This window comes from Streptomyces sp. NPDC002574, from assembly GCF_042889545.1.
Lineage (GTDB): Bacteria > Actinomycetota > Actinomycetes > Streptomycetales > Streptomycetaceae > Actinacidiphila.
In genome coordinates this window covers 44,801-63,448 of record NZ_JBIARB010000026.1, presented here as the reverse complement: position 1 = coordinate 63,448, position 18,648 = coordinate 44,801, and the positions used below count along the sequence as shown (strand labels likewise).

16 protein-coding genes are annotated in these 18,648 nt (G+C 73.6%); 10 read left to right on the top strand and 6 right to left on the bottom strand.

Annotated features, from left to right (window positions below):
* Nucleotides 1-114 precede the first annotated feature (114 nt).
* From ACFYXS_RS38800 to ACFYXS_RS38790, 3 genes are all read left to right on the top strand, one after another.
* Nucleotides 115-1,464 carry an AMP-binding protein gene (locus ACFYXS_RS38800; protein WP_389256513.1) on the top strand — a complete coding sequence of 450 codons (1,350 nt, stop codon included), beginning with the start codon at nt 115-117 and terminating at the stop codon, nt 1,462-1,464.
* A 117-nt stretch (nt 1,465-1,581) separates the two neighbouring features.
* Nucleotides 1,582-2,436 carry a MurR/RpiR family transcriptional regulator gene (locus ACFYXS_RS38795; RefSeq protein ID WP_389256512.1) on the top strand — a complete coding sequence of 285 codons (855 nt, stop codon included), beginning with the start codon at nt 1,582-1,584 and terminating at the stop codon, nt 2,434-2,436.
* 79 nt (nt 2,437-2,515) lie between these two features.
* Nucleotides 2,516-3,097: a hypothetical protein gene (locus tag ACFYXS_RS38790; RefSeq protein WP_389256511.1), complete on the top strand. Its 582-nt coding sequence runs from the start codon at nt 2,516-2,518 to the stop codon at nt 3,095-3,097.
* A 1,020-nt stretch (nt 3,098-4,117) separates the two neighbouring features.
* Here ACFYXS_RS38790 and ACFYXS_RS38785 read toward each other — a convergent pair.
* Complete coding sequence (locus ACFYXS_RS38785; protein WP_389256510.1) at nt 4,118-5,389, bottom strand: diaminopimelate decarboxylase; 1,272 nt, start codon at nt 5,387-5,389, stop codon at nt 4,118-4,120.
* Nucleotides 5,390-5,503: 114 nt separating this feature from the next.
* Here ACFYXS_RS38785 and hutU point away from each other — a divergent pair, with 114 nt between their 5' ends.
* The 4 genes from hutU to hutI are packed head-to-tail and all read left to right on the top strand — an operon-like array spanning nt 5,504 to nt 10,936.
* Nucleotides 5,504-7,189: a urocanate hydratase gene (gene hutU / locus ACFYXS_RS38780; protein ID WP_389256509.1), complete on the top strand. Its 1,686-nt coding sequence runs from the start codon at nt 5,504-5,506 to the stop codon at nt 7,187-7,189.
* Between the two features lie 17 nt (nt 7,190-7,206).
* Nucleotides 7,207-8,394 carry an allantoate amidohydrolase gene (locus ACFYXS_RS38775; RefSeq protein WP_389256517.1) on the top strand — a complete coding sequence of 396 codons (1,188 nt, stop codon included), beginning with the start codon at nt 7,207-7,209 and terminating at the stop codon, nt 8,392-8,394.
* Nucleotides 8,391-9,758: a formimidoylglutamate deiminase gene (locus ACFYXS_RS38770; protein ID WP_389256516.1), complete on the top strand. Its 1,368-nt coding sequence runs from the start codon at nt 8,391-8,393 to the stop codon at nt 9,756-9,758. The genes ACFYXS_RS38775 and ACFYXS_RS38770 overlap by 4 nt, the downstream gene beginning before the upstream one ends.
* Nucleotides 9,755-10,936: an imidazolonepropionase gene (hutI, locus tag ACFYXS_RS38765; RefSeq protein WP_389256508.1), complete on the top strand. Its 1,182-nt coding sequence runs from the start codon at nt 9,755-9,757 to the stop codon at nt 10,934-10,936. Before ACFYXS_RS38770 ends, hutI begins: the two co-directional genes overlap by 4 nt.
* Nucleotides 10,937-11,666: 730 nt before the next feature.
* On the opposite strand, the gene ACFYXS_RS38760 is transcribed toward hutI, so the two are convergent.
* Nucleotides 11,667-12,551 (bottom strand): RNA polymerase sigma factor SigF, encoded by an 885-nt coding sequence (locus ACFYXS_RS38760; protein ID WP_389256507.1) that lies wholly within the window; start codon nt 12,549-12,551, stop codon nt 11,667-11,669.
* Nucleotides 12,552-12,758: 207 nt separating this feature from the next.
* Here ACFYXS_RS38760 and ACFYXS_RS38755 point away from each other — a divergent pair, with 207 nt between their 5' ends.
* Nucleotides 12,759-13,127: an STAS domain-containing protein gene (locus ACFYXS_RS38755; protein ID WP_389256506.1), complete on the top strand. Its 369-nt coding sequence runs from the start codon at nt 12,759-12,761 to the stop codon at nt 13,125-13,127.
* A 142-nt stretch (nt 13,128-13,269) separates the two neighbouring features.
* Complete coding sequence (locus ACFYXS_RS38750) at nt 13,270-13,758, top strand: ATP-binding protein (RefSeq protein ID WP_389256505.1); 489 nt, start codon at nt 13,270-13,272, stop codon at nt 13,756-13,758.
* A gap of 86 nt (nt 13,759-13,844) precedes the next feature.
* On the opposite strand, the gene ACFYXS_RS38745 is transcribed toward ACFYXS_RS38750, so the two are convergent.
* From ACFYXS_RS38745 to ACFYXS_RS38735, 3 genes are read right to left on the bottom strand one after another with little or no spacing between them, the layout of a single operon-like run.
* Nucleotides 13,845-15,050 (bottom strand): dipeptidase, encoded by a 1,206-nt coding sequence (locus tag ACFYXS_RS38745; RefSeq protein WP_389256504.1) that lies wholly within the window; start codon nt 15,048-15,050, stop codon nt 13,845-13,847.
* Nucleotides 15,051-15,063: 13 nt separating this feature from the next.
* Nucleotides 15,064-15,591: a 5-(carboxyamino)imidazole ribonucleotide mutase gene (purE, locus tag ACFYXS_RS38740; protein WP_389256503.1), complete on the bottom strand. Its 528-nt coding sequence runs from the start codon at nt 15,589-15,591 to the stop codon at nt 15,064-15,066.
* Nucleotides 15,588-16,727: a 5-(carboxyamino)imidazole ribonucleotide synthase gene (locus ACFYXS_RS38735; protein WP_389256502.1), complete on the bottom strand. Its 1,140-nt coding sequence runs from the start codon at nt 16,725-16,727 to the stop codon at nt 15,588-15,590. The genes purE and ACFYXS_RS38735 overlap by 4 nt, the downstream gene beginning before the upstream one ends.
* Nucleotides 16,728-16,834: 107 nt before the next feature.
* Between ACFYXS_RS38735 and ACFYXS_RS38730 the strand changes: the two genes are divergently transcribed.
* A complete protein-coding gene (locus tag ACFYXS_RS38730; RefSeq protein ID WP_389256501.1) occupies nt 16,835-17,386 on the top strand; it encodes a GtrA family protein in 552 nt (183 codons plus the stop codon).
* A gap of 14 nt (nt 17,387-17,400) precedes the next feature.
* On the opposite strand, the gene ACFYXS_RS38725 is transcribed toward ACFYXS_RS38730, so the two are convergent.
* Entirely contained in the window at nt 17,401-18,642 is a 1,242-nt protein-coding gene (locus ACFYXS_RS38725) for an ATP-binding protein (protein WP_389256500.1), read from the bottom strand.
* Between the last annotated feature and the right edge of the window lie 6 nt (nt 18,643-18,648).

Genomic DNA, 18,648 nt, shown 5'->3' with positions numbered 1-18,648 from the left:
GATGCTCCGAGACGGAACCTTCTACGAACCGCGCCTCTCCTAAACAACCGTCGCATGACCAGCTCAGGCTTGCCGAAGGACATAGAGGCACCCCCTCCCCAGTAGGGTCGAGCCGTGACCGCAACCAGGCCCCTGCTGACCGCGCTGTACGACGACCACGGCGACCGCCCCGACGCGCTCGTCGTCGCGGGGGCGGCCACCTCCCGCGAACGGCTGCTGGCCGCGGCCGGGGCCGTGGCCGCACGGATCGCCGGGGCACCCGCGGTGGCCGTGCACGCCACCGCCACGCTGGAGACGGTCGTCGCGGTCGTCGGCGGGCTGCTCGCGGGTGTGCCGGTGGTGCCGGTGCCGCCCGACGCGGGCCCGTCCGAACGCGGGCACATCCTCGAGGACTCCGGGGCGGTCGAGATGCCCCCGGTCGACCTCGCCGAGGCCCACGCCTTCGACGGCCCCGAGCCCGGCCAGGACACCACCGCCCTCGTGCTCTACACCTCCGGCACGACCGGCGCCCCCAAGGGCGTCCTCGTCCCGCGCCGCGCGATCGCCGCCGACCTCGACGCGCTCGCCGGTGCGTGGGAGTGGACCGCGCAGGACACCCTCGTCCACGGCCTGCCGCTGTTCCATGTGCACGGGCTCGTGCTCGGCGTGCTGGGCGCCCTGCGCACCGGCAGCCGCCTCGTCCACACCGGGCGCCCGACCCCGCGGGCCTACGCGGAGGCGGGCGGCAGCCTGTACTTCGGCGTGCCCACCGTCTGGGGCCGCGTGGCCGCCGACCCGGAGGCCGCCAAGGCGCTCGCCGGCGCCCGGCTGCTGGTGTCCGGCAGCGCGCCGCTGCCCGCGCCGGTCTTCCGGGACCTGGAGGCGCTGACCGGGCAGCGGCCCGTCGAGCGCTACGGCATGACGGAGACCCTGATCACCGTGAGCACCCGCGCCTCCGGCGAGCGGCGTCCCGGTTCCGTCGGCCTGCCGCTGCCGGGCATCCGCACCCGGATCGCGGCCGGGCCCGGCGAGGAGATCGGGGAGCTGCAGCTGACCGGGCCGACGCTCTTCGACGGCTACCTCGGGCGGCCCGAGGCCACCGCCGCGTCGTACACCGAGGACGGCTGGTTCCGCACCGGGGACATCGCGGCGGTCGACCCGGACGGCATGCACCGGATCGTCGGCCGGGCCTCCACCGACCTGATCAAGTCAGGCGGCTACCGGATCGGCGCCGGCGAGGTCGAGAACGCCCTGCTGGACCACCCCGCCGTACGGGAGGCGGCGGTGGTCGGCGCCCCGCACGCGGACCTCGGCCAGGAGATCGTGGCGTACGTCGTCGCCGAGGGGGTGACCGAGCGGGAACTGATCGACTTCGTCGCCGGTCACCTGTCGGTGCACAAGCGTCCCCGCAAGGTGCGCTTCCTGGCCGAGCTGCCGCGCAACGCCATGGGCAAGCCCCAGAAGAAGCTGCTGCCGCCGGCGTAGGTCCGCGGACGGGCAGGCATGGCAGGCTTGCCGGAGGAGCAGGAACAGCGGGAGCGGCGGAAGAGCCGGAACAGCGGGCACAGCGGGCACAGCGGGAATCGGACGGGGAGAGGCCAGATGCCGACGGACAACGACACCGCGTCGGCGCGTCTGATGAAGCTGTTCGAGGCCCACCGCCTCACGCCCACCCAGCGCCGGATCGCCCACTGCCTGGTGCGGCGCGCCGCCGACGCGCCCTTCCTGTCCAGCGTCGAGGTCGCCGAACTGGCCGGGGTCAGCCAGCCCTCCGTGACCCGCTTCGCCGTCGCCCTCGGCTTCGACGGCTACCCCGCGCTCCGCCGCCACCTGCGGGAGGTCGTGCCCGTCGCGGTGCCCGAGGGGCGGCCGGCCGGCGACGCGTACAACGAGTACCAGGAGGCCGTCCAGGCCGAGATCGAGAACCTGCGGCACCTCGCGGCGCTCCTCGCCGACCCGGCCCCCGTCGCCCGGGCCGGGGCGCTGCTGGCCGGGTCGCGCCCGCTGCTCGTGCTCGGCCTGCGCGCGGCCGCCGCCCAGGCGCGCGGCTTCGGCTACTTCGCGGGCAAGGTCCACCCCGACGTGCGCCTGCTCGACGAGGGCGGCAGCATGCTCGCCGACCGCGTCGACGCGGCGGTGCTGGCCGGGGCGAGCGCGCTGCTGTGCTTCGCCCTGCCGCGGCACCCGCGCGAGGTCGTCGAGGCGCTCGCGTACGCCCGCGGGGCGGGGCTCACCGTCGTGACCGTGGCCGACAGCGCGTTCGCGCCGGTCGCGGCGCACTCCGACATCCTGCTCCCGGCGGCGGTGGGAACCGGCCTCGCCTTCGACACCGCGTGCGCGCCCATGCTGCTGGGACGGGTGCTGCTGGAGGCCATGTGCGACGGGCTGCCCGACGCCCAGGCCCGGCTGGAGGAGTTCGACGCGAAGGCGGCGGCCGCGGGCCTTTTCGTGGAGTGAGTTCTCCTCACGGAATTCTGATGTTCGCCGAGTAACCTCCCTCCTCGACATCCGGCGGAGCGCGAAGGAGGGGCAGGACGTGGTACGCGGAACATATGTGCTGGCAAGGGTCGCGGTTCTGGTGCGGGCGGCGGCACGCTGGCTGTGGTGGCTGGGAGTCGTCGCGGCGGGGATCGGGGTCTTCGTCCCCGGGCTGACCGGTCGGCGCATCGGCGTCCTCGGCGGCGCCGCCCTGTTCGTGGTGGCCGCCTTCGCCGCCTTCCTCGTCCGGCGCCGGCGGTACGTCGCCCTGGCCGGGCAGGCGGGGCGTGCCCCCCGGTCCGTGTACCTCCAGGACCGCCGCGTCACGGCCCGCGGCTGGGCACGCTCGCGCCGCTGGTGGCTGCTGGGCGCCTTCGCCGTCGCCCTCGCCTCCAGCGTCGCCGTACCGGCGGCCGCCGGAATGCTGCTCGCGGGCCTCGGCGCGGGGCTGTGGGCCAAGGCGGTGGGCATAGGGCGCTGGGAGCGTGCGCACGACGAACTGCTCTGGGTCCGCCCCGAGCACGCGGGCCGCGGCCCGGCCGCGCCGTCCGTCCCCTCGTACGAGGCCACCGGCCCCGTCGCCGGCGACGCCGGCCCCGGCGGCACGCGCCGCCGCCTCCCGGCCGCTGCCGCCCGCTGACGCGGCTGCGCCGCGGTACGGGTGCGTCCCGGTCCCCTCGCGCGGGCTCACCCGCCGGCCCCGGCCCGGACGGCCGCTCGGCGGGGACCTACGTGCCGTGCGGCCGTTCTGCCCCCGTCTCCGAGAGCGTTCTGGGCGCGGCCGAGGTGTTCGCGCCGGTGCGGTGCGGTGCGGTGCCCGGGACGACCGGGAGCTCCGGCGGGGCGTGAGCCCGCGCGCGGCCCGGTTCGGTCTGCCCGGCCGTGGAACGATCCGGGCAGGCCGGCTGCGTGCCGAGGGCCGGGGTGCCGTGGCGGGTCGTGGGGTGCTGGACGGTAGGGCCAGGGGATCAGGGTCTGTCTGGCACATGATCAGCGGGCCGGCTCGCGGAGCCAGGGTCACACGCGGGGTCCGGCACGAACAGACTCATCCGGTAGGTGGTCGGATGCGCCCGGCCCCCGCAGAACCTGTTGATCCGGATCAGCGCATCGCTGTCGATCCGCTCCTCTGCGGCCCGCAGGGCACGGAGGTGGCCATGCCATTGCGACTCATCTTGGGTCTCGAAGACCACTTCCCCATGGCCCGCGCCCGGAGCAGTGCGCGCGGCAGCCCGCCGTATCGCGTCCTGTTGTTTTCGTTTCCTCTTCCGCTGGCCTGGCACCGGCCCAGCATCGCTACCCCAGCGCTACCCCGGCAAGGTCGTCACCGCAAAGCGCGGGGCAGCGATCATTCGGCCCGTTCCGCGTGAGAAGGGGGCGCTGGTCGTCCCGTCCGACCCCGTGCAGCCCTGCGGAATCTGCCGTGCGGCGTGCGGCCGCCGTCACCGGGCCCGGTCCGGGTGAATCGGCAGAGGTCGGCGGGAGTCGTCGGTGCGCGGTGCCGCGTAGCGGTCCCGGATGGCAGTGCACGGCAGGCGGCACGGCCCGCAGGGCTGCGCGGCCCCGGCGCCCGGGGCGTTCGTGGCCCGGGAAAGCCCTCGGGGCACGCGCGGGGCAGGGCGTCGCGCGGCGCGGAACCGGTCGGGCGGCGCGCAGCGCGTCGTCAGCCGCCGGACTCGGTGACGAGTTCCGCGAGGGTCTGGGCGCGGCGGAGGGTGCGGAAGTGCGGGGGGTCGCCGGTGTGGCCGTGGACGGCGGGGCGGAGCAGGGAGTTGTAGGCGAAGTGGGTGGAGAAGTAGTACGCGCCGGTGTCGAGGAGGGCGATGTGGTCGCCCTCCTCCAGCAGGGGGAGGGCGCGGGCAGAGGCGACGAGGTCGCCCGCGAAGCAGCAGGGGCCGGCGATGTCCTGGAGGACGGGGTCGCCCTGCTTCGGGCGGCCCTTGCCGTCGAGCGCCAGCACACGCAGCGGCCAGGCCCCGGGGGCGAAGACGGTACGGGTGGCGACCTGCACGCCGGCGTGGGTGACCGCGATGGCCCGGCCGCCCGCGGACTTGGCGTACTCCACCCGCGCGAGGACCGTGCCGTGTCGGGCCAGCAGTGAGCGGCCGAACTCGGTGACCAGCCCGTAGCGCCCGTCGAAGAGTCCGGGAACGGCGGCCCGCAGCACCGCCGCGTACTCGGCGAAGGAGGGGCGCTCGTCGTCGGAGGTGAAGTCGACCGGCAGGCCGCCACCGATGTCGACGACGCGGACCTGCTGCCGGCCGGCCTCGTGGTTGATCCGCTCGGCGAGTTCGTACGTGGCGCGGACGCCGGCCGCCATGAGGTCCAGGGGGACGCCCTGGGAGCCGGTGTGCGTGTGGAGGCGGGTGAGCCAGGGGCGGTCGAGGAAGGCCCGGACGACCCGGTCGGCGGCTCCCTCGTCGCGCAGGGCGACGCCGAATTTCGAGGTGGCGGTGGCGGTGCTCATCGCGCCGATGCTGCCGCCGCCGACCTGGGGGTTGACGCGGAGCCCGAGGGGCGCGGCGGCCCCGGGGCGCACGAGCCGGTCCAGCCGGGCGAGTTCCTGGAAGTTGTCGGCGTTGACGGCGACGCCGAGGGCGAGGGCCTCGGCGAGTTCGGCGGGCGTCTTGGCGGGGGAGTCCAGCACGACGCGGTCCGGCGGCACGCCCGCGGCCCGTGCCAGCGCGAGTTCCCCGGGACTGGCGACCTCGGCCCCGATGCCCTCCTCCGCGAGCAGTCGCAGCACCGGTACGAGCGAGGCGGCCTTGACGGCGAAGGTGTGCGTGACCTCGACGCCGGGCGTCGCGAAGCCGTCCCGCAGGGCCGCGGCGGAGGCGCGGATCCCGTCGAGGTCCAGGAGGCCGGCCACCGGCTGCTCCGGTCCGACCAGTCCCTGTTCGACGGCGGCGCGCAGGGCGTTCCCCCGTTGGCTCATGCCTCCATGGTGACGCGGGCGGACAATTCCCTCAGGGGAACAGACCCGGTTGACTGGGGCTATTCACCAGGCAAGGATGTGAATGATTCAATCCAGTCGCGAGGAGGCAGGGGCATGACCGCAACCGGCAGCGGACCGAGGACCGTGCGCGCACCGCGCGGAAACGCGCTCACCGCACAGGGCTGGCAGCAGGAAGCCGCGCTGCGCATGCTGCAGAACAACCTCGACCCCGAGGTCGCCGAGCACCCCGAGAAGCTCGTCGTGTACGGCGGCACCGGCAAGGCCGCCCGCGACTGGCGCTCCTTCGACGCGATGGTCCGCACGCTGGAGGGGCTGAAGCAGGACGAGACGATGCTCGTCCAGTCCGGCCGCCCGGTCGGCGTGATGCAGACCCACGAGTGGGCGCCGCGGGTGCTCATCGCCAACTCCAACCTCGTCGGCGACTGGGCCACCTGGGAGGAGTTCCGCCGCCTGGAGGCGCTGGGCCTGACCATGTACGGTCAGATGACGGCCGGTTCGTGGATCTACATCGGCACCCAGGGCATCCTGCAGGGCACGTACGAGACCTTCGCCGCCGTCGCGGAGAAGAAGTTCGGCGGCAGCCTCGCGGGCACCATCACGCTCACCGCCGGCCTGGGCGGCATGGGCGGCGCCCAGCCGCTCGCCGTCACCATGAACGGCGGCGTCGTCATCTGCATCGACGTCGACCCGCGCGCCATCGAGCGCCGCATCGAGCACCGCTACCTGGACGTGCGCGCCGACTCCCTGGACCACGCCCTCGCCCTGGCCACCGAGGCCCGCGACCGGCGCAAGGCGCTCAGCATCGGCGTCCTCGGCAACGCCGCCGAGCTCGTGCCGCAGCTCCTGGCTATGGACGCCCCCATCGACATCGTCACCGACCAGACCTCCGCGCACGACCCACTGGCCTACCTGCCGATCGGCGTCGAGTTCGAGGACATGGCCTCCTACGCCGCCGAGAAGCCCGCCGAGTTCACCCAGCGGGCCCGCGAGGCGATGGCCAGGCACGTCGAGGCGATGGTCGGCTTCCAGGACGCCGGCGCCGAGGTCTTCGACTACGGCAACTCCATCCGCGGTGAGGCCCAACTCGCGGGCTACGAGCGCGCGTTCGCCTTCCCCGGCTTCGTCCCCGCCTACATCCGCCCGCTGTTCTGCGAGGGCAAGGGCCCCTTCCGCTGGGCCGCGCTGTCCGGTGACCCGGCCGACATCGCCAAGACCGACAAGGCGATCCTGGAGCTCTTCCCGGAGAACGAGTCGCTGGCCCGCTGGATCAAGATGGCCGGTGAGCGCGTCCACTTCCAGGGTCTGCCCGCCCGCATCTGCTGGCTCGGCTACGGCGAGCGCGACAAGGCCGGCGAGCGCTTCAACGAGATGGTCGCCGACGGCACCCTGGCCGCCCCGGTGGTCATCGGCCGCGACCACCTCGACGCGGGCTCCGTCGCCTCCCCGTACCGCGAGACCGAGGCCATGCTCGACGGCTCCGACGCCATCGCCGACTGGCCGCTGCTCAACGCCATGGTCAACGTGGCCTCCGGCGCGTCCTGGGTCTCCATCCACCACGGCGGCGGCGTCGGCATCGGCCGCTCCATCCACGCCGGCCAGGTCACCGTCGCCGACGGCACCAAGCTCGCGGGCGAGAAGATCCGCCGCGTGCTCACCAACGACCCCGGCATGGGCGTCATCCGGCACGTGGACGCCGGCTACGACCGTGCCGAGGAGGTCGCGGCCGAGCGCGGCGTTCGCGTCCCGATGCGCGAGGGCGCGGAAGGCGGGGAGGCGTGACCGCCTCGTTCCACGAGATGTGGACGGAGTTGCGGCCGATCGGCCGCAACTCCGGCTCCGGCGGCTACCGCCGTTACGCCTGGACCGGCGCGGACACCGACTGCCGCGCCTGGTTCCGGACGCAGGCGGAGAGCCGCGGCCTGGCGTACGAGGTGGACCGCAACGGCAACCAGTGGGCGTGGCTCGGCGACCCCGCCGCGGGGGACGCCGTCGTCACCGGCTCGCACCTGGACTCGGTCCCGGACGGCGGCGCCTTCGACGGACCGCTCGGCGTGGTGTCGTCCCTGGCGGCGCTGGACGAGCTGCGCGCCCGAGGCGCCCGCCCGGCGAAGCCGCTGGCGATCGTCAACTTCGGCGACGAGGAGGGCGCCCGCTTCGGGCTGGCGTGCGTCGGCTCGCGGCTCACCGCCGGGCAGCTCACCGCGGAGAAGGCCCGGGAACTGCGTGACGGCGACGGCGTCACCCTCGCGCAGGCCATGGAACGCGCCGGGTACGACCCGCAGGCGATCGGCCCCGACCCCGAACGCCTCGCCCGGATCGGCGCGTTCGTCGAACTCCACGTCGAGCAGGGCCGGGCGCTCGCCGACACCCCGCACGCGGTGGGCGTCGCCTCCGCGATCTGGCCGCACGGCCGCTGGCGGTTCGACTTCCACGGGGAGGCCAACCACGCGGGCACCACCCGCCTGGACGACCGCCACGACCCGATGCTGACGTACGCCGACACCGTGCTCGCGGCCCGCAAGAGGGCCCGGCTCGCCGGCGCGCTGGCCACCTTCGGCAAGGTCGGGGTCGAGCCGAACGGCGTCAACGCCATCGCCTCCCTGGTCCGCGGCTGGCTGGACTCCCGCGCGGCCGACGAGGCGACCCTCGCCGAACTCGTCGCGGAGATCGAGCACGCGGCGGTAGAACGCGGCGAGCGCGACGGCGTCGCGGTCAGCGTGACCCGCGAGTCGTTCACCCCGGTCGTGGAGTTCGCCCACGACCTGCGCGACGAGCTCGCCAAGCTGCTCGGCGAGGTCCCCGTGCTGCCGACCGGCGCGGGACACGACGCCGGCATCCTCTCCGAGGCGGTCCCGACCGCCATGCTGTTCGTACGGAACCCCACCGGGGTCTCGCACTCCCCGGCGGAGAGCGCGACCGAGGACGACTGCCTGGCCGGGGTGACCGCACTCGCCGACGTACTGGAGGGCCTGGCGTGTCACTGACCCCGCAGAGCTACTGGGCCGAGCACGCCTGGACCGGCGGCCGGGTCGCCGCGGGCGTGGTCGTGGAGACCACCGCCGACGGCCGGATCGGCGCGGTGCGCACCGGCGTCCCGGCGGCGCCGGTGGGCGCGATCACGCTGCGCGGGCTGACCCTGCCGGGCCTGGCCAACGCGCACAGCCACGCCTTCCACCGGGCGCTGCGCGGCACCGTGCAGGCGGGCGCCGGCACGTTCTGGACCTGGCGCGAGGTGATGTACGCGGTCGCCGGGCGGCTCACACCCGAGAACTACTTCGCCCTCGCCAAGGCCGCGTACGCGGAGATGGCGCTGGCCGGCATCACCTGCGTCGGCGAGTTCCACTACGTGCACCACCGGCCCGGGGGCGCGCCCTACGCCGACCCCAACGCGATGGGGGAGGCGCTGATCGCCGCCGCCCACGAGGCCGGCATCCGCATCACGCTCCTGGACACCGTCTACCTGTCCTCCGGCTTCGGCGCCGCCCCCGAGCCGCACCAACTGCGCTTCAGCGACGGCGACGCGGAGTCCTGGGCCGAGCGCGCGTCCGCCCTGAGCGACGGCCCGCACGTCCGGATCGGCGCCGCCGTGCACTCGGTGCGGGCGGTCCCCGCGGCCGAGTTGGGCACGGTCGTGCGCTGGACCCAGGACCGGGAGGCCCCGCTGCACGTGCACCTGTCGGAGCAGCCCGCCGAGAACGAGGCGTGCCAGGCCGCGCACGGCGTCACCCCCACCCGGCTGCTCGCCGACCACGGCGTGCTCGGCCCGCGCACCTCGGCCGTGCACGCCACGCATCTCACCGCCGAGGACATCGCGTTGCTCGGCGGCTCCGGCACGACGATCTGCATGTGCCCCACCACCGAACGCGACCTCGCCGACGGCATCGGCCCCGCCAGGGCGTTGCAGGAGGCCGGCAGCCCGCTCAGCCTCGGCAGCGACAGCCACGCGGTGATCGACCTGTTCGAGGAGGCGCGCGCGATGGAGCTCGATGAGCGCCTGCGCACCCGCGCCCGCGGCCACTGGACGGCCGCCGGACTGCTCCGCGCGGCCACCGCCGACGGCCACGCCTCGCTCGGCTGGGCGGACGGCGGCCGGCTGGAGCCGGGCGCGCTCGCCGACTTCACCACCGTCGCCCTGGACTCCGCCCGCACCGCGGGGCCGCCGCCCGGGCTGGGCGTGGAGACGGCGGTCTTCGCCGCCACCAACGCCGACGTCCGGCACACCGTGGTCGGCGGCCGGCACATCGTCCGCGACGGGGCCCACCAGTTCGTGCGCGACGTCGGCGGCGCGCTCGCCGCCGCTATCGCGGACCTCTCCGCCGACTCCGCCACTGAAGGAAACCCCTCATGAGCAGCAGCGTCATCACCGGCATCGGCAGCCTGGTCACCAACGACCCGGCGCTCGGCGAGGGGCCGCTCGGACTGCTGGAGGACGCCGCCGTGGTCATCGACGGCGAGCACATCGCCTGGGTCGGCCCCAGCGCGCAGGCGCCGGCCGCCGACGAGGCGTACGACGCGGCCGGCCGGGCGGTCATCCCCGGCTTCGTCGACTCCCACTCCCACCTGGTCTTCGCCGGCGACCGCACCCGCGAGTTCAACGCCCGCATGTCCGGCCAGGCGTACACCGCGGGCGGCATCCGCACCACCGTCGCCGCCACCCGGGCCGCGAGCGACGAGGAGCTGCACGCCAACGTCGCCCGCTACGTCGCCGAGGCGCTGCGCCAGGGCACCACGACCATCGAGACCAAGTCCGGCTACGGCCTCACCCCGCACGACGAGGCCCGCGCGCTGCGCATCGCCGGCGACCACGCCGACGAGGTCACGTACCTGGGCGCGCACATCGTCGCCCCCGAGTACGCCGACGACCCGGCGGGCTACGTCGACCTCGTCACCGGCCCGATGCTCGACGCCTGCGCCCCGTACGCCCGTTGGGTCGACGTCTTCTGCGAGCGCGGTGCCTTCGACGGCGACCAGGCCCGCGCGATCCTGACCGCGGGCGCCGCCCGCGGCCTGGTCCCGCGCGTCCACGCCAACCAGCTGGGCCACGGCCCCGGGGTGCGGCTCGCCGTGGAACTGGACGCGGCCTCGGCCGACCACTGCACGCACCTCACCGATGCCGACGTCGACGCCCTCGCGAGCGCGAGCGGACGCACGGTGGCCACCCTGCTGCCCGGCGCCGAGTTCTCCACCCGCGCGGTCTACCCCGACGCCCGCCGGCTGATCGACGCGGGCGTCACGGTCGCGCTGTCCACGGACTGCAACCCCGGCTCCTCCTTCACCAGCTCGATGCCCTTCTGCGTGGCCGTGGCCGTGCGCGACATGCGCATGACCCCGGACGAGGCGGTGCGGGCGGCCACGTGGGGCGGGGCGCGGGCGCTCCGCCGGGAGGACGTCGGGCATCTCGCGCCGGGGGCGCGGGCGGACCTGGTGCTGCTGGACGCGCCTTCGCATGTGCATCTCGCGTACCGGCCGGGCGTGCCGCTCGTCTCCGCGGTCTGGCGGCGTGGGGTGCGCGTCCCGACGGCGTAGCGCTGTCGCGCGCCGCCAGGTTTTTCCCCGCCCGCCCTCCCTCCCCCAACCTTCGGCCGGGGGTGCCCCCAGCCCGGCGCGGTCTGGCGCCCCGACGCGCGTTTCGTGGGGTGCCGGGTTCGGGGCCTCCGGGGCCGGCCATTCTGGACAGCACATTTAGGTGCTTCGGGCACTGTCCCTTGATCACCCCGGGTCATGCACCCAAATATGCTCCACAGTCCAGAACGCCCACCCTCCCCCAGCCTCCGGCCGGGGGTGCCCCCAACTCCCCCGCCCCCTCGGTCTCGTCATGCGCCTGATCCCCGGAGGGGGGTAGAGACGGCACCGTGCTCGGGCCATTCGTTGGCGCGGCGCTGTCCAGGTGCCCAGCCGTCACCGCCAACAACCCCCACCGGGGATCAGGCGCCACAAACAACGGAGGGGGCGGGGGTGGAGGGGTGGATGTTCTGGACGGTGCGGCATATTTGTGCGCACTGTCCGGGTCGGGACGGGATGAGCAGGTGCTGGAAAGGCGCGTAAATATGCCAGTCCAGGACGTGCAGCCCCGGAGGCCCCGAACCCGGCCCACCCCACACGGGCGCCGGGGTCACTGACTTCACGGGGCACACGGGCGGGCGGGCGGGGAAAAAACCTCCCCGCACAGCAAGCGCAGCGCGGCGCAAGGACGGCCCCCGCGCCTGGTGAGGGGCGCGGGGGCCGTCCCGAAGGGGAGAGCGCTGGAGGAGGCGGGTCACTCCTCCACGAGCAGCCCGCGCCGAAGGCGCCCGAGCGTGCGGGTGAGCAGTCGGGAGACGTGCATCTGCGAGATGCCCAGCTCCTGGCCGATCTCGGACTGCGTCATGTTGGCCACGAAGCGCAGCGAGAGAATCTGCCGGTCGCGCGCCGGAAGCTCCGCGATCAGCGGCTTGAGGGACTCCACGTACTCGATCCCCTCCAGACCGTGATCCTCGTAGCCGATGCGGTCGGCGAGCGCGCCCTCGGAGTCGTCCTCCTCGGGCTGGGCGTCCAGCGAGCTCGCGGTGTACGCGTTGCTGGCGCTCATGCCCTCGACGACCTCGGCCTCGCTGATCTGCAGCCGCTCGGCGAGTTCCGCGACGGTCGGCGCCCGGTCCAGCTTCTGGGCCAGCTCGTCACCGGCCTTGGCCAGGTCCAGGCGCAGTTCCTGGAGTCGGCGCGGGACGCGCACGGACCAGGAGGTGTCGCGGAAGAAACGTTTGATCTCGCCGATGATCGTCGGCATCGCGAAGGTCGGGAACTCGACGCCGCGGCTCATCTCGAAGCGGTCGATGGCCTTGATCAGCCCGATGGTGCCGACCTGGACGATGTCCTCGACCGGCTCGCTGCGGGAGCGGAACCGGGACGCCGCGAACTTCACCAGGGCGAGATTGAGCTCGACCAGGGTGTTGCGCACGTAGCTGTACTCGTGCGTGCCCTCCTCCAGCGTCTCCAGCCGCTGGAAGAGCGTCTTGGACAGGGCCCGTGCGTCCACCGGACCTACCTCGTCGTAAGGCGGGATCTCCGGCAGGTCCTCCAGGCCCTCCGGGGTCCCGTACTCCTTGTGAACGGCGGTCTCCGTTGTCGCCGACGCGTCGCGCGCGTCGAGCCGGGATGCCATGCTCTCCTCCCTCGGTGCGGTGACGGGGGCATGCGGAACCAGGAATTCAGCCCACACTCCACGCCTACCCCGTTTGGCGCGGTTATTGCAACCTGGATCGTTCGGTTCTGCGCGGGGCCGGCTGTCTCCCGGAGTGACTACCACCCAGGTCAGGAAAGCGCGTAGGGTGCGAGATGCGCTTGGCCTATTCATCCGGGAGGAGTGCGCATGGACCGCGAGATGGTCGGTACGACCGGCCGTGACCGGCTGCGTGTCGCTGTGAGCCGGTCGGGCACGAGCGCGGTCGTCGCGCCGGTGGGTGAGCTCGATCACCACACGGCCGACCTGCTGCGCGAGCCGCTGGACCAGCTCGTCGAGGACGGCTACAGCACGCTCGTCGTGGACTGCACCGGCCTGGAGTTCTGCGACTCCACGGGACTGAACGTCCTGCTCGGAGCGCGTCTGAAGGCCGAGGCGGCCGGCGGCTCCGTGCACCTGGCGGGGATGCGGCCAGCCGTGGCCAAGGTCTTCTCGATCACCGGTGCCGAGGCCGTGTTCACCGTGCATGCCACGTTGGACGACGCGCTCAAGGAGTGATCGTCCGGCCGGTCCCGCACGGGGCCGCGACGGTACGCCCTGTTCGCCCGGCAATCCGGATGTGTTCCCACGGGAGGGCCGGGCAGGAGACTTCCTGGGGATCACTTCTGACACTGGCGGACATCGGTGAGTGGAGGCGCTGATGAGCACCACGCGGCCCCCTGCGGCGGACGACCGCGACCCGGGTGGCGCGGACGCGCTGCCCACCCGACCGGGGGAGGCCCAGGTGCGCAGACTCCATTTGTCGGGGATGCCGGGCGTCGTGCCCTTGGCACGTGACTTCACCCGGCAGGCCCTGCACGACTGGGGCTGGCTCCCGGCCGACTCCGCGGATCGCAGAGCCGCGGCCGAGGACGTCCTGCTGGTCGTCTCCGAGCTGGTGACGAACGCCTGCCTGCACGCGGGCGGCCCCGAGGAGCTGCGGCTGCAGTGGCAGCCCAAGTCGCTCCGTATGGAGGTCGCCGACGGCGGCGTGGGCGATCCCGCGCCGCGGACCCCGCACCGCGCGGGGCGGCCGGGCGGGCACGGCATGTTCATCGTGCAGCGGCTCTGCCTGGACTGGGGCGTGCTGCGCAACACGGACGGGCAGCCGGGCAAGACGGTCTGGGCCGAGGTCGCCGCTCCCGCTTGACCCGGCTCCGGCCGTTCTCTTCTTCTCCCACGGGCGCGATGTCGCGCCCGCTTCGATGAGCCGTGGCGCCGAGGTACCGCCGGTGATCAGCCGGCGGCCGCGTCCAGCTCGTCGATCGAGGCGTTGGAAGGCCACCGCTTGCCCCGCAGGTCCGCCGCCACCGACTCCGCGTCCCGCAGGACGCGTACCGCGTTGCGCCACGTGAGCTTCGCCAGGTCCTCGTCCGACCAGCCGCGGCGCAGCAGTTCGGCGGCGAGCCGGGGGTAGCCGGACACGTCCCCGAGGCCCTCGGGGAGGAAGGAGACGCCGTCGTAGTCGCCGCCGAGGCCGATGTGGTCGACGCCGGCGGCCTCGCGCATGTGGTCCAGGTGGTCGGCGACGGTGCCGATGGTCGCGACCGGCCGGGGGTGGGCGTCCTCGTACGCCCGCTGGACCGCCAGCGCCCCGGGCGTCTGGTCCAGCGGATGCAGGCCGTGCGCCCTCATCTCGGCCTTGGCGCCGACGATCCACTCGGCCGCGGCGGGCAGGATGAACTGGGGCACGAAGGTCGCCATGGCGACCCCGCCGTTGCCCGGCAGGCGCTCCAGGACGTCGTCGGGGACGTTGCGCACGTGGTCGCAGACCGCCCGCGCGGAGGAGTGCGAGAACAGCACCGGGGCATCGGACACCCGCAGGGCCGCGCGCATGGTGTCGGGCGAGACGTGCGAGAGGTCGACGAGCATGCCCAGCCGGTTCATCTCGCGGACGACCTCCTCGCCGAAGCGGGTCAGACCGCCGTGGCGGGGCTCGTCGGTGGCCGAGTCCGCCCAGTCGATGGTGTCGTTGTGGGTCAGCGTCATGTAGCGCACGCCCAGCGCGTACAACGTCCGCAGTACCCCGAGGGAGTTGGCGATGGAGTGCCCGCCCTCGGCGCCCATCAGCGAGGCGATGCGGCCTTCGGCGCGGGCGGACTCCATGTCCTCGGCGGTGAACGCGGCCCGCAGGTCGCCGGGGTGGCGCTCGATCAGGCGCCGTACGCAGTCGACCTGTTCCAGCACGGCGGCGACCGCGTCCCCGCCGGTGAGGCTGCTGCGCACGTACACGGACCAGAACTGGGCGCCGACCCGCCCGGCCCGCAGCCGGGGGATGTCGGTGTGCAGGTGCGCCGACTGGTCGGCGGCGATGTCCCGCCGGTCGAGGTCGTAGCGCACCTGCTCGCGCAGGCGCCAGGGCAGGTCGTTGTGCCCGTCCACGACCGGATGGGCGGTGAGCAGTTCCCGCGCCCGCGCGAGCAGTTCGTCCTCGGTGCCCATGTGGCCCATATGACTACTTACCTCCGAAACCGAAGCCGGCCTGCCCCTCCACCTTGGCACGCAGACGCTTGCCCTTCTCGGTCGCCTGCTGGTTCAGCTCCTCCTGGAAGTGCCGCATCCGCTCCAGCAGTTCGCCGTCGTGCGCGGCGAGCATCCGCACCGCCAGCAGGCCCGCGTTGCGCGCGCCGGCCACCGAGACCGTGGCCACCGGGACGCCCGCCGGCATCTGCACGATGGACAGCAGCGAGTCCATGCCGTCGAGGTACTTCAGCGGCACCGGCACACCGATCACCGGCAGCGGCGTCACCGAGGCGAGCATGCCCGGCAGGTGCGCGGCGCCCCCGGCGCCGGCGATGATCGCCTTGAGGCCGCGCCCGGCGGCCTGCTCGCCGTACGCGACCATCTCGCGCGGCATGCGGTGCGCGGAGACGACGTCGACCTCGTACCGGACCTCGAACTCGTCCAGCGCCTGGGCGGCGGCCTCCATGACCGGCCAGTCGGAGTCGGAGCCCATCACGATGCCGATCAGGGGGCTGCTCATTCGGTGATCGTCCCTCGCAGGTAGTCGGCGGCGTGCCGGGCGCGCTCGCGCACGTCGGCCAGGTCGGCGCCGTAGGTGGTGACGTGGCCGACCTTGCGGCCGGGCTTCACGTCCTTGCCGTACATGTGGATCTTCAGCTGCGGGTCCCGGGCCATGCAGTGCAGATAGCCCTGGTACATGTCGGGGTAGTCGCCGCCGAGGACGTTCGCCATCACCGTCCACGGCTGGCGCGGGCGCGGGTCGCCGAGCGGCAGGTCCAGCACCGCCCGCAGGTGGTTGGCGAACTGCGAGGTCACGGCGCCGTCCTGGGTCCAGTGGCCGCTGTTGTGCGGGCGCATGGCCAGCTCGTTGACGAGGATCCGGCCGTCCCGGGTCTCGAACAGCTCCACGGCCAGGTGGCCGACGACGCCCAGCTCCTTGGCGATGGTCAGCGCCAGCTGCTGGGCCTGCGCCGACAGCGCCTCGGGCAGATCGGGAGCGGGCGCGATCACGGTGTCGCACACCCCGTCGACCTGGATCGACTCGACCACCGGATAGGCGACGGCCTGCCCGTGCGGGGACCGTACGACGTTGGCCGCCAGCTCCCGCGCGAAGTCGACCTTCTCCTCCGCGAGCACCGGGACGCCGGCCCGGAACGGCTCGGCGGCGCCCGCCTCGTCGCGGACCACCCACACGCCCTTGCCGTCGTAGCCGCCGCGCACGGTCTTGAGGACCACCGGGTAACCGGCGCCCTCCGCCGCGAAGCGCGTCACATCGGCCGGGTCGGCCACGATGCGGTGCCGCGGGCAGGGCACGCCGATCGAGTCCAGCCTCGCCCGCATGACGCCCTTGTCCTGGGCGTGCACCAGGGCGTCCGGCCCCGGGCGGACGGCGATGCCGTCGGCCTCCAGGGCCCGCAGGTGCTCGGTGGGCACGTGCTCGTGGTCGAAGGTGATCACGTCGCAGCCGGCCGCGAACGCGCGCAGCGTCTCGAGGTCGCGGTAGTCGCCCACCACGACCTCCCCCGCCACCAGGGCCGCGGAGTCCACAGGCGTGTCACTGAGGAGCTTGAATCTGATGCCGAGCGGGATGCCCGCCTCGTGCGTCATACGGGCGAGCTGGCCGCCACCGATCATGCCGACTACCGGGAATGTCACAGTCACCAGGATATCTGGGTACGAATGACGCCCCGACCCCTGTCCCGGCGGCCCCCCGGCTAGCATGAAGGCCTCTGACCGAAGACAGACGGGACCCGGGCGATCACATGGGCGAAGTGACGGGGCACAGCGCCCGGCCGGCGGTGCTCACCGACCGCCTGCGCGGGATAGCGCGGGAGGTCGCGAAGTTCGGCGCCGTCGGTGCCGCAGGCGTGCTGGTCAACATCGGCGTCTTCAACCTCGTCCGGCACCTCACGGACCTCCAGGTGGTGCGCGCCAGCGTCATCGCGACCGTCGTGGCCATCGTCTTCAACTACGTCGGCTTCCGCTACTTCACCTACCGCGACCGGGACAAGGGCGGCCGCACCCGCGAGCTGGGGCTCTTCCTGCTCTTCAGCGCGATCGGCCTGGTGATCGAGAACGGCCTGCTCTACATGGCGACGTACGGCTTCGACTGGGACAGCCCGCTGCAGAGCAACGTCTTCAAGTTCCTCGGCATCGGGGTCGCCACCCTCTTCCGTTTCTGGTCCTACCGGAGCTGGGTCTTCAAGGCGCTGCCGAGCCACGGGGCCGTGCGGCAGGCGGAATCGTTCCTGGTCACTGCCGAGAGCGAGGCCGCCGGCGAGGTGCCCGGCGCCCCGGTGGGCCGCGCCGGGTAGACACCCGCCGGACGTCACACCGGCGGTTCCTGGCGGGCCAGGAACAGCGCGAAGACCGGCGGGCGCTGCTGCAGCAGTTCCAGACGGCCGCCGTCCGCCTCGGCCAGATCCCGCGCGACCGCGAGACCGATGCCCGTGGAGTTGCGTCCGCTGACGGTGCGCTCGAAGACCCGGGCCCCCAGTTCCGGCGGCACGCCCTGGCCCTCGTCCGTCACCTCGACCACCACCTGGTTGCCGGTGACGCGGGTGGAGATGGCCACCGTGCCCGCGCCGTGCATCAGCCCGTTCTCCAGCAGGGTGGCCAGCACCTGCGCGACCGCGCCCGGCGTGCCCACCGCGCGCATCCGGTCGGAACCCGAGGTGATGACCCGCCCCGCGCTGCGGTAGGCCGGGCGCCACTCCTCCACCTGCTGCTTGATCACGTCGTCGATGTCGAAGACCACCGCGGAACCGGTCCGCGGGTCCCGCGCGTTGGTGAGCAGCCGCTGCACGACGTCGGTCAGCCGCTCGACCTGGCCGAGCGCGATCGTCGCCTCCTCCTTGACCGTCTCCTGGTCGTCGGCGGTGGCGATGATCTCCTCCAGCCGCATCGACAGCGCGGTCAGCGGGGTGCGCAACTGGTGCGAGGCGTCCGCCGCCAGCCGCCGCTCGGCGGTCAGCATGCGGGCGATCCGCTCGGCGCTGCGGTCCAGCACGTCGGCGACCCGGTCCAGCTCCGGCACCCCGTAACGGCGGTGCCGGGGCCGCGGGTCGCCCGAGCCGAGCCGTTCCGCGGTCTCGGCCAGGTCGGTCAGCGGACTGCCGAGCCGCCGCGCCTGCCGCACCGCAAGCACCACGGCGGCCAGCACCGCCAGCAGCGCCACGGCGAGGATGATCAGCAGCGTGCGGCCGATCTCCTGGCTGACCTTGCTGCGCGACTCCTGGACGACCACGGTCTCGCCGTGCTCGCCCTTCTGCTGCGAGGAGATCACCTTGCCCGTCGGCGGCGTGCCGATGGCGATCGGGGACTCGCCCGGGATCTTGACCAGCGCGTAGCGGTCCGGCGCGATCTGCTGGGACAGCACCTCCCGGCTGATCCGCTCGTCGCCGATGATCCGGCTCTCGACGATGCCGATCAGCCGCACCGCCTCCGAGTCCACGCTCTCCCTGGCGCTGTTCTCGATCGTCCGGGTCTCCACGATCACCAGAGAGACGCCGAAGACGGCGATGACGACGAGCACCACGGCGAGCGTGGACTGGATGAGACGGCGGCGCATGGTGGA

Excerpts from the sequence above, each read along its gene's own strand:
- ACFYXS_RS38775 (WP_389256517.1), top strand. The coding sequence starts at position 7,207 with ATGTGGACGGAGTTGCGGCCGATCGGCCGCAACTCCGGCTCCGGCGGC.
- purE (WP_389256503.1), bottom strand. The coding sequence starts at position 15,591 with ATGAGCAGCCCCCTGATCGGCATCGTGATGGGCTCCGACTCCGACTGG.
- ACFYXS_RS38795 (WP_389256512.1), top strand. The coding sequence starts at position 1,582 with ATGCCGACGGACAACGACACCGCGTCGGCGCGTCTGATGAAGCTGTTC.
- ACFYXS_RS38725 (WP_389256500.1), bottom strand. The coding sequence starts at position 18,642 with ATGCGCCGCCGTCTCATCCAGTCCACGCTCGCCGTGGTGCTCGTCGTC.
- ACFYXS_RS38730 (WP_389256501.1), top strand. The coding sequence starts at position 16,835 with ATGGGCGAAGTGACGGGGCACAGCGCCCGGCCGGCGGTGCTCACCGAC.
- hutU (WP_389256509.1), top strand. The coding sequence starts at position 5,504 with ATGACCGCAACCGGCAGCGGACCGAGGACCGTGCGCGCACCGCGCGGA.
- ACFYXS_RS38750 (WP_389256505.1), top strand. The coding sequence starts at position 13,270 with ATGAGCACCACGCGGCCCCCTGCGGCGGACGACCGCGACCCGGGTGGC.
- ACFYXS_RS38745 (WP_389256504.1), bottom strand. The coding sequence starts at position 15,050 with ATGGGCACCGAGGACGAACTGCTCGCGCGGGCGCGGGAACTGCTCACC.
- hutI (WP_389256508.1), top strand. The coding sequence starts at position 9,755 with ATGAGCAGCAGCGTCATCACCGGCATCGGCAGCCTGGTCACCAACGAC.
- ACFYXS_RS38760 (WP_389256507.1), bottom strand. The coding sequence starts at position 12,551 with ATGGCATCCCGGCTCGACGCGCGCGACGCGTCGGCGACAACGGAGACC.
- ACFYXS_RS38785 (WP_389256510.1), bottom strand. The coding sequence starts at position 5,389 with ATGAGCCAACGGGGGAACGCCCTGCGCGCCGCCGTCGAACAGGGACTG.
- ACFYXS_RS38755 (WP_389256506.1), top strand. The coding sequence starts at position 12,759 with ATGGACCGCGAGATGGTCGGTACGACCGGCCGTGACCGGCTGCGTGTC.